This is a genomic window from Mesorhizobium sp. M0923 (assembly GCF_040319365.1).
Taxonomy (GTDB): Bacteria; Pseudomonadota; Alphaproteobacteria; order Rhizobiales; family Rhizobiaceae; genus Mesorhizobium.
On the sequence record NZ_JAMYNW010000039.1, the window covers coordinates 26,255 to 40,361 of the forward strand.

14 protein-coding genes, 1 tRNA gene and 1 pseudogene are annotated in these 14,107 nt (G+C 61.9%); 10 read left to right on the forward strand and 6 right to left on the reverse strand.

Going from position 1 to position 14,107, the window contains the following annotated elements; all coding sequences use genetic code 11:
- Nucleotides 1-260 precede the first annotated feature (260 nt).
- Entirely contained in the window at nt 261-566 is a 306-nt protein-coding gene (locus NKH89_RS34355; RefSeq protein WP_031193686.1) for a hypothetical protein, read from the forward strand.
- Between the two features lie 1,286 nt (nt 567-1,852).
- Nucleotides 1,853-2,050, forward strand: a complete 198-nt coding sequence (locus tag NKH89_RS34360; RefSeq protein ID WP_031193688.1) for a hypothetical protein — start codon at nt 1,853-1,855, stop codon at nt 2,048-2,050.
- 131 nt (nt 2,051-2,181) lie between these two features.
- Here NKH89_RS34360 and NKH89_RS34365 read toward each other — a convergent pair whose 3' ends face one another.
- The 3 genes from NKH89_RS34365 to NKH89_RS34375 all read right to left on the reverse strand — a co-directional run bounded on the left by NKH89_RS34365 (nt 2,182) and on the right by NKH89_RS34375 (nt 3,233).
- Nucleotides 2,182-2,385 (reverse strand): hypothetical protein, encoded by a 204-nt coding sequence (locus NKH89_RS34365; RefSeq protein ID WP_352548929.1) that lies wholly within the window; start codon nt 2,383-2,385, stop codon nt 2,182-2,184.
- A gap of 220 nt (nt 2,386-2,605) precedes the next feature.
- Nucleotides 2,606-2,681 (reverse strand) — tRNA-Ala (locus tag NKH89_RS34370).
- A 162-nt stretch (nt 2,682-2,843) separates the two neighbouring features.
- Nucleotides 2,844-3,233 (reverse strand): TIGR02300 family protein, encoded by a 390-nt coding sequence (locus NKH89_RS34375; RefSeq protein WP_023676282.1) that lies wholly within the window; start codon nt 3,231-3,233, stop codon nt 2,844-2,846.
- A gap of 194 nt (nt 3,234-3,427) precedes the next feature.
- Between NKH89_RS34375 and aroA the strand changes: the two genes are divergently transcribed.
- The 4 genes and pseudogenes from aroA (at nt 3,428) to rpsA (ending at nt 7,644) form a co-directional block, all read left to right on the forward strand.
- Nucleotides 3,428-4,786 (forward strand): 3-phosphoshikimate 1-carboxyvinyltransferase, encoded by a 1,359-nt coding sequence (gene aroA, locus NKH89_RS34380; RefSeq protein WP_352548931.1) that lies wholly within the window; start codon nt 3,428-3,430, stop codon nt 4,784-4,786.
- Nucleotides 4,783-5,061, forward strand: a pseudogene (locus NKH89_RS34385) (DUF6881 domain-containing protein); the annotation flags it as partial. The gene aroA and the pseudogene NKH89_RS34385, both read left to right, overlap by 4 nt.
- 30 nt (nt 5,062-5,091) lie before the next feature.
- A complete protein-coding gene (cmk, locus tag NKH89_RS34390; protein WP_023718022.1) occupies nt 5,092-5,742 on the forward strand; it encodes a (d)CMP kinase in 651 nt (216 codons plus the stop codon).
- Nucleotides 5,743-5,946: 204 nt separating this feature from the next.
- Nucleotides 5,947-7,644 carry a 30S ribosomal protein S1 gene (gene rpsA, locus NKH89_RS34395; RefSeq protein ID WP_352495728.1) on the forward strand — a complete coding sequence of 566 codons (1,698 nt, stop codon included), beginning with the start codon at nt 5,947-5,949 and terminating at the stop codon, nt 7,642-7,644.
- 90 nt (nt 7,645-7,734) lie between these two features.
- On the opposite strand, the gene NKH89_RS34400 is transcribed toward rpsA, so the two are convergent.
- The 3 genes from NKH89_RS34400 to NKH89_RS34410 are packed head-to-tail and all read right to left on the reverse strand — an operon-like array spanning nt 7,735 to nt 10,925.
- Complete coding sequence (locus NKH89_RS34400) at nt 7,735-8,442, reverse strand: SDR family NAD(P)-dependent oxidoreductase (RefSeq protein WP_023718023.1); 708 nt, start codon at nt 8,440-8,442, stop codon at nt 7,735-7,737.
- A gap of 57 nt (nt 8,443-8,499) precedes the next feature.
- Nucleotides 8,500-10,080 (reverse strand): 5-guanidino-2-oxopentanoate decarboxylase, encoded by a 1,581-nt coding sequence (locus NKH89_RS34405; RefSeq protein WP_352911749.1) that lies wholly within the window; start codon nt 10,078-10,080, stop codon nt 8,500-8,502.
- Nucleotides 10,077-10,925 carry a dimethylarginine dimethylaminohydrolase family protein gene (locus NKH89_RS34410; protein ID WP_031193690.1) on the reverse strand — a complete coding sequence of 283 codons (849 nt, stop codon included), beginning with the start codon at nt 10,923-10,925 and terminating at the stop codon, nt 10,077-10,079. The genes NKH89_RS34405 and NKH89_RS34410 overlap by 4 nt, the downstream gene beginning before the upstream one ends.
- A 218-nt stretch (nt 10,926-11,143) precedes the next feature.
- Here NKH89_RS34410 and NKH89_RS34415 point away from each other — a divergent pair, with 218 nt between their 5' ends.
- The 4 genes from NKH89_RS34415 to NKH89_RS34430 form a co-directional block, all read left to right on the forward strand.
- A complete protein-coding gene (locus NKH89_RS34415) occupies nt 11,144-11,953 on the forward strand; it encodes an ABC transporter ATP-binding protein (protein WP_023718026.1) in 810 nt (269 codons plus the stop codon).
- A 54-nt stretch (nt 11,954-12,007) separates the two neighbouring features.
- The gene (locus NKH89_RS34420; protein WP_352483947.1) at nt 12,008-12,802 is read left to right on the forward strand and encodes a transporter substrate-binding domain-containing protein; all 795 of its coding nucleotides are present in this window, start codon (nt 12,008-12,010) and stop codon (nt 12,800-12,802) included.
- Between the two features lie 127 nt (nt 12,803-12,929).
- Entirely contained in the window at nt 12,930-13,661 is a 732-nt protein-coding gene (locus NKH89_RS34425) for an ABC transporter permease (protein ID WP_036244431.1), read from the forward strand.
- Nucleotides 13,661-14,107, forward strand: a 447-nt coding sequence (locus NKH89_RS34430) for an ABC transporter permease subunit (RefSeq protein WP_352640732.1), incomplete at its 3' end; no start/stop codon positions are given. The genes NKH89_RS34425 and NKH89_RS34430, both read left to right, overlap by 1 nt.

A 14,107-nucleotide genomic window follows, 5' to 3' on the forward strand; every position in this document is an offset into this window, starting at 1 on the left:
TTTCTTGAATGTCCTGGTGAAACTGTCCCCTGCGGCCGACACAACTCCCCGCAAGCGCCATAACGCGGCATGCTCGATTTGGTTCCAGACGAAATTGCCGCTATGCGGCAGGAATTTCGCAGCCGCATTCACGAAACGACGAGCAACAAAGATCCATAATGGTTGTATCGATCACTATTTATGCCAAACGGAACATCTCGAAAAAACTCTCGTTGGGTATAGATCGCGATAGAGCGATGCAACTCGATGGAGACACTAAGATGATGAAAATTCTCTCTGCATTCCTACTTGCTATCGGCCTGGCCACATCTGCCATGGCACAATCGATGGGCTCCGGGACCGGTAGCGCCGATGGCAATACCGGCGTCAACACAGGCACTTCCGGCGGCAACATCGGGACCGGCAGCGCAACTACCCCGAACACGATCGATCCGAACGCAACGAACGCCACCACGCCGCAGACAAACGGTATGGAGGACCGCTGCAAGGATACGGCGGGCAGCGATACCGACAACAATACCCCCAGCGGCGCCATGACGTCGGATATGCAGAACTGCAACAAGTAACGGAGTTTTGCTCAGCGGTCATTTCAGCCCGCTGCCTGGTTCAGACCCGGCGCTCGCGGTTCAAACCACAGCCAGAAAAATGCACTGACCGGGCACGGGCTCACTACTTTTGGACCGGCGAGCCCAAGCCGGGCGGCCGACTACACTAGTCTCAGCTAGGTTCCGCGATAGGCGGCGGGCAGCCCGGGAGCGCAAAGAGTGGGGGAGTCATTTCCAAGCCAGTTATATGCGACGATGGCTTAGTCCAATTTAATGGACGATTTCGGTTAAGCGCTGCAACTGATAAAACAGTTAGGAAACAGTTGGCACTCTCGCTGAAAACAGCGGCGGAACAGTGTCCGATGCGCACTGAAAACAGTGAAGGAACAGCGACCCGGGCAAGGGAATTTCATGCCTGAAAACAGACCGGAAACAGACGGGACGCGACCCTGGATTCTGGCGCACTATATCCAGACTCCAATAGCGCGCGACGAATGGGATTCGCGACCAGTACGCGCGCCAGGGGGAGTTAGCCCAAAGAACCTGTATTAGGTGGCAGTTAGATAGTGTCTCAGTTTGAAATTTTGCCGCTCGCCGCTCGCCTGTCGCACCGCGCACGGCGCACGACCGGCCGAACCAAAGAAGAGGCGCGCTCCCTTGTTTCGCGCCGTATCCCCATCTAGCCTGCACTACTTTCAGTTGCGGGGATCGGGTATGAAACAGAATCAGGTTGGCACTCGGCGATCATTCGCAGGCAACGCATTGGCCATCGGGCTTTTGATGTCGAGCATATCTCTGGCAGGGTGCACGACAGTTTCGACTAGCGGCGCGGATGGATGGCTTACGAAGCGAACTGCTTACGGGGTTTCCGACGCAATGGCTAAGAAGGGCATGATGCCCGTAGCCGTCGACTGCCGGTTCGATAGAACAGATCCGGACAATGCGGCCTTTGGATCCAAGGTTACGTGGAAACCTGCCCCACCAAACTTCCTCTGGCAGTGGCATGTCGGCTATCCCGATTACGTTGCGACGAAGGAAGCTAGATCACGCGCAATGGGCCTCCATCGCGTGTTTTCGAAAAGGGTTCGTGATCAGGCAACGGGTCAAGTGGTTCAGTGTTCGATCTGGACGAATTGAAGCCGCTCGGCCTCGGCCCAAAAGGGAATCGATTCCGGCTTGGGGGTGACTACCGATAAACGCGATTATCGCTGGCGTCCGTCACAGCTGAAGAGGGAACCGATGGCAGAAGCTCAGCACATCACGAAGATCGTCGACGGCGTGGCAGCCTACGGCTCGGAGAAAGCGAAATGAGCCACCAAGCTGCAATAATGCGAGCACTTCTCGTTGGCATCCCTTTCCTGATTCTTATGGCGTTTCTGCTTTGGATGGCAAACCGCTCAAGGATCGTCATGGCAAACGCCGCGAAAGAGATCGCCAAAGAAATTCGGGAAAATACGGCAGCGGTGAAGGCTCTTAGCGAGCGTATCGACAAAATGAAGCGTTAGTCCAAAAGACCGATTTTCATGTGGCGATACCGGGCGCCGTCGAGCCACCGCATCCAATTGGCCGGTATAATTAGCGGTATCCCGGTCGACCGCTGCAGCTGAAAACAGTTGGGGAACAGTAGCTTCGGACCTCAGTCTTGGCTCGGCTTACCAGACATGCGGTTGTCGATATCAGTCAACTTGGTCAAGATGCCTTCTTGCGCCTGCACCATCGCTTGCTGAACGTGGATGAGTTTGAACGTGAGCCAGATAGAAACCCAAAGGCTTGCTGCGAGATAAATCAGCATCGGCATCCAGGAGATGAAGATCCCGAGCAGCGAGTTTTCCGATTCCATATTGCCCCCACATACGATGTTGCCGCGATATCCTTGCCGCCGGGCGTGCATGAACGCAAGCTACTGGCGCCAAGATCGATATCTCGTCCACCGCTGTCAGGCATTGCTGCTTCGGACCTGAAAAATGTTTTGCGCGGTGCGCTGGCGGTGCCCCGGACCTTTCCAAGGCAAGGCCCCTGAGGGGGTGGAAACTAATTTTCTGAAAACGTGAAAGAACTTTTGGTGGAGCCAATCGGAATCGAACCGACGACCTCTTGAATGCCATTCAAGCGCTCTCCCAACTGAGCTATGGCCCCACTCCGGCAGTTCGCCGGCGCCGTTTCCGGCGAAGAGATCCGGCGCGGGTTGAGACCGCGTCGTTAGTGCAGGCGGCTTCTAACCCCGCCTTCAGCCAATATCAAGCCTTCAAGAACCGCTTTTTCTAGGCAGCGCCGCGAAAGCCGGCGAATGCGGTTCGCTCAGACTTCGTCGTCGTCTTCGCCGACGCCGATCATGTCGGCAACGTCGTCGTCTTCTTCCTCCTCGTCGGCAAGGAACGTGTCATCCTCGTCATCGCCAAGGTCAACGTCGTCCTCGTCATCGCCGAGATCGGGAAGCTCGTCGGCCTTCGCGTCCTCGTCCGCCTCTTCGAGAGAGACGACCTCGACGCCCTCTTCCTCTTCGGCGTCCACTTCCTTCTCGGCAACTTCCTCTTCCTCCTCGAGGGCGGCTATCTTGCCTTCCTCGAAATAGGAGCGCGGATAGCTCTTGCCCGTGTAAGGCGAGACGATCGGGTCCTTGTTCAAGTCATAGAATTTTCGACCCGTCTCCGGGTCGATGCGTTTGGTGCCAAGTTCGGGTTTTGCCACAGCAAGCCTCGTCGATGAAAGTTTGGTCCCCTTAACCAGAGTTTACGGCGCTGTCAAAGCGAAAAGCCGGCGTCCCAAAAAGCTTGAATTCGAAGGCCTTCGTACCAAGGGGATGACCATCTCGATCCGCCATGATAGGAGACCGCGCAAACCACAAGAAAATGGCCGGCCGCCGGCGTTTCCAGGAAAGAACCATGTCGCACACTGCCGCCCCGAAGCAGGCCACCGCCCGAAAATCAGCTGGTCTTTCCGGCGCGGCACGGGTGCCGGGCGACAAGTCGATCTCGCACCGTTCCTTCATGTTTGGCGGGCTGGCCTCCGGCGAAACCCGCATCACCGGACTACTGGAAGGCGAGGACGTGATGCGTACGGGCGCTGCCATGAAGGCGATGGGCGCTCATATCGAGAAGCATGGCACTGAGTGGGTGATCCGCGGAACCGGCAATGGCGCGCTGCTGCAACCGGAGGGCCCGCTCGATTTCGGCAATGCCGGCACGGGCTCCCGCCTCACCATGGGCCTGGTCGGCACCTATGACATGGAAACCACCTTCATCGGCGACGCCTCGCTGTCCGGCCGGCCGATGGGCCGCGTGCTCGAACCGCTTCGCCAGATGGGCGTGCAGGTGCTGAAGGCGACACCCGGCGACCGCATGCCGATCACGCTGCGCGGGCCCAAGCACGCCGCGCCGATCACCTACCGCGTGCCGATGGCATCGGCACAGGTCAAGTCGGCGGTGCTGCTGGCGGGGCTGAACACGCCGGGCATCACCACCGTCATCGAGCCGGTGATGACGCGCGACCACACCGAAAAGATGCTCAAGGGATTCGGCGCCAATCTGTCGGTCGAGACCGACGAGCGCGGCGTGCGCCACATTTTCATCGAAGGCCAGGGCAAGCTCACCGGCCAGACCATCGCGGTGCCTGGCGACCCCTCCTCGGCCGGCTTTCCGCTGGTGGCGGCGCTGATCGTGCCGGGCTCGGACATCACCATCGAAAACGTGCTGATGAACCCGACGCGCACGGGCCTTCTTTTGACGCTGCAGGAAATGGGCGCCTGGATCGACATAATCGATCCGCGCAACGAAGGCGGCGAGGACGTCGCCGACCTGCGCGTACGCTATTCCGAACTGAAAGGCGTCACCGTGCCGCCCGAACGGGCGCCGACCATGATCGACGAGTATCCGGTGCTTGCCGTGGCGGCGAGCTTTGCCGAGGGCGAAACGCTGATGCTCGGGCTTGAAGAACTGCGGGTGAAGGAATCCGACCGGCTGTCGGCGGTCGCGAACGGGCTGAAGCTCAACGGCGTCGATTGCAGCGAGGGCGAGGCCACGCTGGCCGTGCGCGGAAAACCTGGCGGCAAGGGCCTCGGCCAACACCCCAACGGACAGGGCACCATCGTCCAGACCCATCTCGACCACCGCATAGCCATGAGTTTTCTGGTAATGGGGCTGGCGACGGAAAAGCCCGTGACCATCGATGATCAAGCGATGATCGCGACAAGTTTTCCGGAATTCATGGGCCTGATGAAGGGGCTCGGTGCGGCGATCGAGTGAGATACTTTTACGTTTATTGGAAACATAGCATACCGGAGGAGCCGTCCCATCTCTGGTATGAAGTTGCCGACGACAATTTCCAGAACCGGACTATAGAGTTCTATGCCGATGGCTCCGTGGGTTTTGCCATTCGCGGCGCTGCCCTCGACGGGTCGGAGGATATTGAGATCGGGGGCACCAGAAATTCCGTAGAAGGCTTTCCCGATCTCACAGAGATCAATTCCGACAATCAGTTCGAGGCCTCGGAGGTCAACGCGGTTGACTTCGAGCGCCGATGGAGTGAGGCACTTGCATCGAGGTTTCGAATGACGACAGGCTTCACCATCGCCATCGACGGCCCTGCAGGCGCTGGAAAGGGCACCCTTGCCCGACGGCTCGCCGATCACTACCGGCTAAACCTGCTCGACACCGGCCTCACCTATCGCGCGGTGGCGCATTCGCTGCTCCGGCTCGGCCTGCCGCTCGACAATGTCTCGGCCGCTGAAACCGCGGCTCGTCAGGTCGATCTGGCAAAGCTCGACCGCGCCGTGCTTTCGGCACACGCCGTCGGAGAGGCTGCCTCGAAAGTGGCTGTCATCCCGTCGGTGCGGCGCATCCTGGTCGACAAGCAGCGCGACTTTGCAAAAACCCCTCCGGGCGCGGTGCTCGACGGCCGCGACATCGGCACTGTCGTCTGTCCCGATGCCGACGTAAAACTCTATGTCACGGCCAGTGCCGAGGTGCGGGCAAAGCGGCGGCTGGACGAAATCGAGAGCATCGGCGGCACTGCCAATTTCGATGAAATCCTTGCCGATATCGTGCGTCGCGACGAGCGCGACATGGGCCGCATGGACTCGCCCTTGAAACCGGCAGCCGATGCGCACTTGCTCGACACGTCGGAAATGGCTATAGAAGCCGCGTTTCTGGCAGCTCGGGCGATCATCGATGACGTCCTGGCCAAGAGAAACGAAGCCTGAGCCGGGTTTTCCTGCCGCCGCCGATTGCCGGCGACAAAAAGAATTCCCATATCGGGCATGAACCAGCCTGCCAGCATTCTTCATGCGCCGGAATTGCCGCCCAAAGGCGGCCAGGGCTTTTTGCCCGGAACGCCGGCAGGCCAACGCAACGCTAACCCACGGCGCCCGCCCCGCGATAGATTGCGGGGCATTCCAGGAGAAACTATGTCAGTTGCAAATCCCACTCGCGATGATTTCGCGAGCCTGCTCGAAGAATCATTTTCCGCCGGTCATTCCGGCGAAGGCCAGGTCGTCAAGGGCGTCATCACCGCCATTGAGAAGGACATGGCTATCATCGACGTCGGCCTCAAGGTCGAAGGCCGCGTGCCGCTGAAGGAATTCGGCGTCAAGGGCAAGGACACGACGCTCAAGGTCGGCGACACGGTCGAGGTCTATGTCGAGCGTATCGAGAACGCGCTTGGCGAAGCCATGTTGTCGCGCGAAAAGGCTCGCCGCGAAGAGAGCTGGGTCCGTCTCGAAGAGAAGTTCACCAAGGGCGAACGCGTCGAAGGCGTCATCTTCAACCAGGTCAAGGGCGGCTTCACCGTCGACCTCGACGGTGCCGTTGCGTTCCTGCCGCGCAGCCAGGTCGATATCCGCCCGATCCGCGACGTCTCGCCGCTGATGCACAACCCGCAGCCCTTCGAGATCCTCAAGATGGATCGCCGCCGCGGCAACATCGTGGTGTCGCGCCGCACAGTGCTCGAGGAAAGCCGCGCCGAACAGCGTTCGGAAATCGTGCAGAACCTCGAAGAAGGCCAGGTGGTCGAAGGCGTCGTCAAGAACATCACCGACTATGGTGCGTTCGTCGACCTCGGCGGCATCGACGGCCTGCTGCACGTCACCGACATGGCATGGCGCCGCGTCAACCATCCGACCGAAATCCTCAATATCGGCCAGACGGTCAAGGTGCAGATCATCCGCATCAACCAGGAAACCCACCGCATCTCGCTCGGCATGAAGCAGCTCGAGAGCGATCCGTGGTCCGAGATCGGCACCAAGTTCCCGATCGGCAAGAAGATCAAGGGTACTGTCACCAACATCACCGACTACGGCGCGTTCGTCGAGCTGGAGCCGGGCATCGAAGGCCTCATCCACGTTTCGGAAATGTCGTGGACCAAGAAGAACGTGCATCCCGGCAAGATCCTGTCGACGACGCAGGAAGTCGACGTGGTGGTGCTCGAAGTCGATCCGGCCAAGCGCCGCATCTCGCTCGGCCTCAAGCAGACGCTGGAGAACCCGTGGGAGGCCTTCGCGCGCAGCCATCCGGTCGGCAGCCAGGTTGAGGGCGAGGTCAAGAACAAGACCGAGTTCGGCCTGTTCATCGGCCTCGAAGGCGATGTCGACGGCATGGTCCACCTTTCCGACCTCGACTGGACCCGTCCGGGCGAGCAGGTGATCGAGGAGTACAATCGCGGCGACATGGTCAAGGCGCAGGTGCTCGACGTCGACATCGACAAGGAGCGCATCTCGCTCGGCATCAAGCAGCTGGCCAAGGACACGGTCGGCGAAGCGGCGACGTCAGGCGAACTGCGCAAGAACGCAGTCGTCACCTGCGAGGTTATCGGCGTGAAGGATGGCGGTCTGGAAGTGCGGCTGGTCGACAGCGGCATCGAGACCTTCATCAAGCGCTCCGACCTCAGCCGTGACCGCGACGAGCAGCGCCCCGAGCGCTTCACTGTCGGCCAGAAGGTCGACGCCCGCGTCATCGCCTTCGACAAGAAGACCCGCAAGCTGCAGGTCTCGATCAAGGCGCTGGAAATCGCCGAAGAGAAGGAAGCGGTCGCCCAGTACGGTTCGACTGACTCCGGCGCTTCGCTGGGCGACATCCTGGGTGCCGCGCTGAAGAAGCAGGGCAGCTAAGCCAACACTGCGCCTCGCGCAGGTTGTAAACGAAACAAAAAGCCCCGCCGGAGCGATCCGGCGGGGCTTTTTTTGCACCCGACCTGAATTTCAGGCCCTGCCGTAAAGCGGCACCAGCGTGCCGCTCATCGCCAGATTGGCCGGCGAAGCGAGGTAGGCAATGGCCTCCGCGGCTGCTTCCAAGCTGACCCATTTGCTGAAATCGGCGCCCGGCATGTCAGCCCGGGTGGCCGGCGTGTCTAGGGTCGAGGGCGCCACGGCGTTGACCAGTATGCCCTTGCCCTTCAGCTCTTCGGCCATCGCCACGGTCATCGCGGCGACCGCCGCCTTGGCGGCAGCGTAAGCCACCTTGCCGGAGCCGCGCCGCGGATCGAGCCCGGCTCGCGCGGTGACATTGACGATGCGGCCCGATACGGAAGATTCCAGCATCGAGCGTATCGCCGCGCGGCAGCACAGGAAGGTGGTGCGGGCGTTGGTGTCCATCATCTCGGCAAAGGAGGCGGGCTCGATCTTCTCGACCGGTGCGGCGGTGAAGCCGCCGGCCAGATGCACCGATGCCCACAAATCCGGAACGCTAGCATAGAAGGCATCGACCTTGGCAGCGTCGGCGAGGTCGACATTGTGCGCCAGCCTGACGCGGTCATGTGCCGGGAAGGGAAAATGGGCAGGCGCGGCAGCGTGGGCATTGGGCACATGGCAAATCGCGCCCTGCTCCAGCAGTTTCCCTACGACCGCGCCGCCAAGCGCCCCGGTGCCGCCGGTCACCACGATATGTCTGCCGTCCAGTGTTTCCGTCATATTCGACCGCTCCGTCGTTGCGCGCCGCCGATGCGGAAGGTCGCGCCTTTCGCGCGATCACTCAACCGAAATCTCGATGACGTAGGGTCGTCCAGCCGCCCGCGCGCGCCGTAGCGCGTCCGCCAAGCCGCCGGCGCCGGAAATCCGCTCGGCGGCAATGCCATAGGCTTCGGCCAATTTGCAGAAATCCGGCGGTGCCGGGGAGACGCCGACCGGCTCGACGCCGACATCGAGCATCGAGGTTTCGATCTCGCGGTAGCCGCGATTGTTCCAGACGGCGAAGATCACCGGCGCCGCCGCGTCGAGCGCGGCGCCCAGTTCCGGCAGGGTGAACTGGAAGCCGCCGTCGCCGGTGAGACAAACGACCGGCGCCTCAGGCCTGGCAAGGGCAGCACCGATCGCCGCCGGCGGGCCATAGCCGAGCGCGCCGAAGCCGGTAGCGGCGTTGAACCAGCCGCCCGGCCGGTCGTGATCGTAATAGAGGTTGGCGGCGTAGACCGGCTGGGTCGAATCGCCGACGATGATCGAGCCAGGCAGCGCATCACGGATCGTCTCGACGGCGCGCAATTGCGCCTGCATAGCTGGGCCAATCTCGGCAAAGGCCGCTTGCCGCGTCGCGACCGCGCGAGCGGCGCCGTCGCCTGATTGCGCCTGGCCCATGCCGAGTTCGGCATGCAGCGCCTCGAGCGCTGCGCCACAATCGGCCTGGATCGAAATCCGGGCCGGCCGCCTGGTAAGTTGGTCGGCGCCGATGTCGATGCGGATCAGATTGGCGGGTAGGACAAAACCGCCGTCGCCATAGCCGTCATAATCGGTCGGACCGAATTCGGTACCGGCGGCGATGACCAGGTCGGCATCGGCCATCAGCGCACGCACCGCCTTCAGGCTGGGGCTGGCCGGCACGCCAAGCGGATGGCGATAGAGCAGGCCGCGCGCATTGGCGGTCTGGACGACCGGCGCTCCCAACCTCTCGGCCAGGCGCTGCAACGGCGCTTCGGCAGCTTTGGCGCCGCCGCCGGCCAGGATAAGCGGCCGGCGGGCGGCAGCGCAAAGCCTGGCTGCCTCAGCGATCACCGCGGCGCCCGGCTCGGGCGGGGCCGAATTCCGCAGCAGCGCCACGATGCCGGTGGCGGGCATGGTCATGACATCGGTCGGGATCTCGATATGCACTGGCCCCGGACGCGAGGATGAAAAAAGTGCAAAAGCGCGGGCGAGCACGCCGGGCAATTCGCCGGCCTCGGTGACACGGTGCGAAAACAGCGCCACCTTCTCCATCATGCCGCGCTGGTCCGGCAGTTCATGCAGATGGCCAAGGCCCTTGCCCAGCGTCGGCGTGGCGTTGACGCCCGAGATTACCAGCATCGGCACCGAATCGGCGCGCGCCTGGCCCATGGCGGTGATGGTGTTGGTCAGCCCCGGCCCGGTGATGACGAAGGCGACACCCGGCTTGCCGCTGGCGCGCGCATAGCCGTCAGCCATGAAGCCGGCGCCCTGCTCGTGGCGCGGCGTGACGTGACGGATCTTCGACCGCGCAAGCCCGCGGTAGAGCTCGACCGTGTGCACGCCGGGAATGCCGAAGACGGTGTCGACGCCGTGCGCTTCCAGCAAGGTGATGAGCGCTTCGCCGATCGTCGTCATTGTCTTAGCACCGGGCGCGTGAGGCAGGTTGGGCCGCCCTCGCAGGCAATGCACAGCGCATCGGCCTCGAATGTCGAGACCGTACAGCCGGCGGCCTGCATGGCAGCCGCCGTCTTCGGAAAACCGGCAACGGCGATAACCTGGCGCGGCGCGGTCGGCAGGACGTTCAGGCTGAGCCCGCTCGAGGCGAAGAATTCGTCGGCGTCGCCCTCGACCAGGCGAATGCCATGCGCACGCAGCATCTGGTGGAAGGCGACCGGCAGGAGCGGCCCATAGACCAGCGCCAGATCGTCGGCGAGCGGGCTGATCACCGACATCAGATGCAGGCAGGCGTCCTCGCCTTGCCAGAGCGGCAGGTCGAAGCCATAGACCTGGATGCCTTTGGGTGAAAGCAGGTTGGAGAGCTGCTGGATGCCGTGCTGATTGGTGCGTACGCCGCGGCCGACCGCCAGTGTGTTTGCATCCATCCACACGCAGTCGCCGCCCTCGACCTGGCCGGGAGTCTCGATACGGCCGAGGACAGGTATGCCCATGCGCCCATAAGCTGCCTCGTGCAGGCCGGGCTCGGGCCGGCGCAGCGCCTTGCCCATGGCAAGGATGACCGCGCCATGGTCGGTCATCAGCGAGGGATCGTGGGTAAAGACAGAATCGGCAAGCCCGTCATCGGCGTCGCTCAGCCATTCGATCTCGGCGCCTGAGCCGGAAATCAGCCCGGCCAGCGCTTCATGCTGGGCCGCCGCTTTTTGCGGATCGAAGCCGGGACCGTAGTGCCATTCCAGTGCTTCGGCCCGATGCATGGCGCTGGCGGCGGAGCGCATCAGCACGCGCTGCAGCGGCCCGGCCATCGACTGCGACCCGTATGCTTTGCCCACTAAATTCTCCTGAAACGCGCTCCCTCCTGCCAATAGCCACTCGGCAGGCCGTGATCAATGGTCCAAAAACTGCGGTTGACGGAGGCAAGCGGAACGGTCCATCTTGAGAATCGGAACGCTGTCCAGTGACGGGTAATGGGTAATAAATTCCAGCAAGGACTGCCTCGGCTGCTCCGCGGGGCACCGCGACGATGACAGCGCCGGCCACCGCCCTGAAGCATACGGTGCAGAACGGCGCCGCCGAAGCCATCCACGTCGAGAACCTGCACAAGAATTTCGGCAAGCTGCACGTATTGAAGGGCGTTTCGCTGTCGGCGCGCGATGGCGAGGTGATCGCCATCATCGGCGGCAGCGGCTCGGGCAAGTCGACGCTGCTGCGCTGCATCAATTGCCTGGAGAACCCGACCAGCGGCATCATCCGCGTCAATGGCGAAGAGATAAAGCTGAAGGCCGACAGCCACGGCCACACCGTGCCCGCCGACCGCAAGCAGATCGAACGCATCCGCTCCAAGCTCGGCATGGTCTTCCAGAACTTCAATCTTTGGAGCCACATGACGTTGATCGAGAACGTCATCGAGGTTCCCGTGCATGTGCTCGGCGTCAAGCGCGATGTAGCGATCGGCGAGGCGGAAAAGCTGCTCGCCCGCGTCGGCCTGGCCGAAAAACGCGACGTCTACCCCGCCTATCTGTCGGGTGGCCAACAGCAGCGCGCAGCGATAGCCAGGGCGCTGGCCATCAATCCGCGCGTCATGCTGTTCGATGAGCCGACCTCGGCGCTCGACCCGGAGTTGGTCGGCGAAGTGCTGAAGGTGATCGGCGACCTGGCGCGCGAAGGCCGCACCATGGTGCTGGTCACGCATGAGATGAAGTTTGCCCGCGAGGTGGCGACGCATGTCGTCTATCTCCATAACGGGCTGGTCGAGGAAGAAGGGCCGCCGGAACAGATCTTCGGCGCACCAAAATCCGAAAGGCTGAAGCAGTTTCTGCGCAATGTTGGATGACTTGCGAGAAAAGCAGACGGGAACGTCAAAACCAAAAAACGGGAGAACTGAAAAATGAAACCTTTTCTCAAAACGGCGCTCGCGGCCACGCTGATCGCATTGTCGGGCGCATTTTCGGCAAGCGCCGAACAGATCAAGGTGGGTTTTTCGCCGGAAGCCTATCCGCCGTTTTACTCGCAGGATGCTTCCGGCAAGTGGGGTGGCTGGGAAGTCGACATCGTCAACGCCATTTGCGGCGAAGCCAAGCTGGATTGCGCATTGACGCCAGTCCCGTGGGACGGCCTCATCCCGGCGCTTAAAACCAAGAAGATCGATGCGATCATGAATTCGATGTCCATTACCGACGAGCGCAAGAAGGAAATCGACTTCTCCGACAAATACTATAACACGCCGACTGCGGTGATCGGCGCCAAGGATCAGAAATTCGATGCGACGCCAGAGGGGCTGAAAGCCAAGATAGTCGGCGTTCAGGCGTCTACGGTGCACGCCGCCTACGCCAAGAAGCACTTCACCGACGCTGCGGAAATCAAGGAATACCAGACGCAGGACGAGGCAAATCAGGATCTCGCCGCCGGCCGGATCGATGCCACTCAGGCCGATTCGATCGCGCTCGACGCGTTTTTGAAGTCGGACCAAGGCAAGGCGTGCTGCGACCTCAAGGGTTATGTCGCGCCGGACCTTGAAGTGCTCGGGCCGGGCGTCGGCGCCGGCATGCGCCAAGGCGACACCGAGCTCAAGGACAAGATCAATGCTGCCATCAAGGCCATTCGGGCCAATGGCAAATATGCCGAAATCACCAAGAAGTACTTCGATTTCGACATCTACGGCGAAGCGTCGCAGTCCAACTGACGGCAACGGCGTCAAGCCGGGCATGCCTAGCCGCCGTCGTCGCGGTGGGCATGTCCGGCTTGACGCATCATTGGCGCCTCAACCCGCAAGTCCAGGGGGACATAAGCTGAGCGACGTTCTCGCCACCATGTTCGGAGCCAGTTCGCTGGAATTGCTGTCCTTCGAACCGCCGAACGGCAGGGGTCTCAGCCTTCTGCATGGGCTGGCAAACTCCGTCGGAATTGCTTTCGGTTCCTTTGGGGTTGGTCTTTTGATCGGCGTCGGCGGCGCCTATGGCAAGCTCTATGGCGGGCCGGTGGTCCGTGACCTGCTGGAAGTTTACACCACAGTGGTCCGCGCCGTGCCCGAGCTGGTGCTGATCCTGCTGCTTTATTTCGCTGGTACCGACCTCATCAACCAGTTGCTTACCGCGCTCGGCTATGCCGCGATCGACATCAACGGGGTTGTCGCCGGCATAGGCGTGCTCGGGGTCGTGCAGGGCGCCTACTCCACCGAAGTCTTGCGCGGCGCAATCCGCGCCGTTCCGCAAGGCCAGATCGAAGCCGCGCGGGCCTATGGAATGCCTCCCGGCCTGCTTCTCAGGCGTATAACGCTGCCGGCGATGCTGCCCTTCGCCATTCCGGGGCTGGCAAATTTGTGGCTGATCGCCACCAAGGACACCGCGCTTCTCGCGATCGTCGGCGTCAATGAACTGACCCAAACCACACGGACGGCAGCCGGCGCGACGAAGGCTTATTTCACCTTCTTCATGGCGGCGGGCGCGCTTTATCTCGTTCTGACCCTCGTCTCCAACGTCGTCATCGGGCGGGTTGAGCGCTGGGCGCGACGCGGCATGCCGTCGATCGCGGGATCGCACTGATGGCGACCGAAACCCCGGTCATTGACGCCGTCGCACGGGCCTCGCTCTGGATGCAGCCACACCGCATAGCTCTGATCCTGATCGCGCTGGTTGTCGTACTGGCATCGATTTTCCTCATGCGCTGGGATTGGCTTCCCACCTATCTGCCGCTGGCTTTGCAAGGCATATGGCGGACCATCTGGCTGCTTGTGGTAACGTCGGCTCTGGGCATCGCGCTCGCCATCCCCCTCGGCCTGGCGCAGGTGATCGGCCCGCCGATCTTGAGCGTGCCGGCCAAGATGTTCTGCACGATTGTTCGCGGCACGCCGCTGCTGCTCCAGCTCTGGCTGCTCTACTACGGACTGGGTTCGCTGTTTCCGCAATTTCCGTGGATACGCGAGTCGTTCCTCTGGCCCATTCTAAGGCAGGCATGGCCCTACGCCGTTCTTTCTCTGACGATCTCGTAT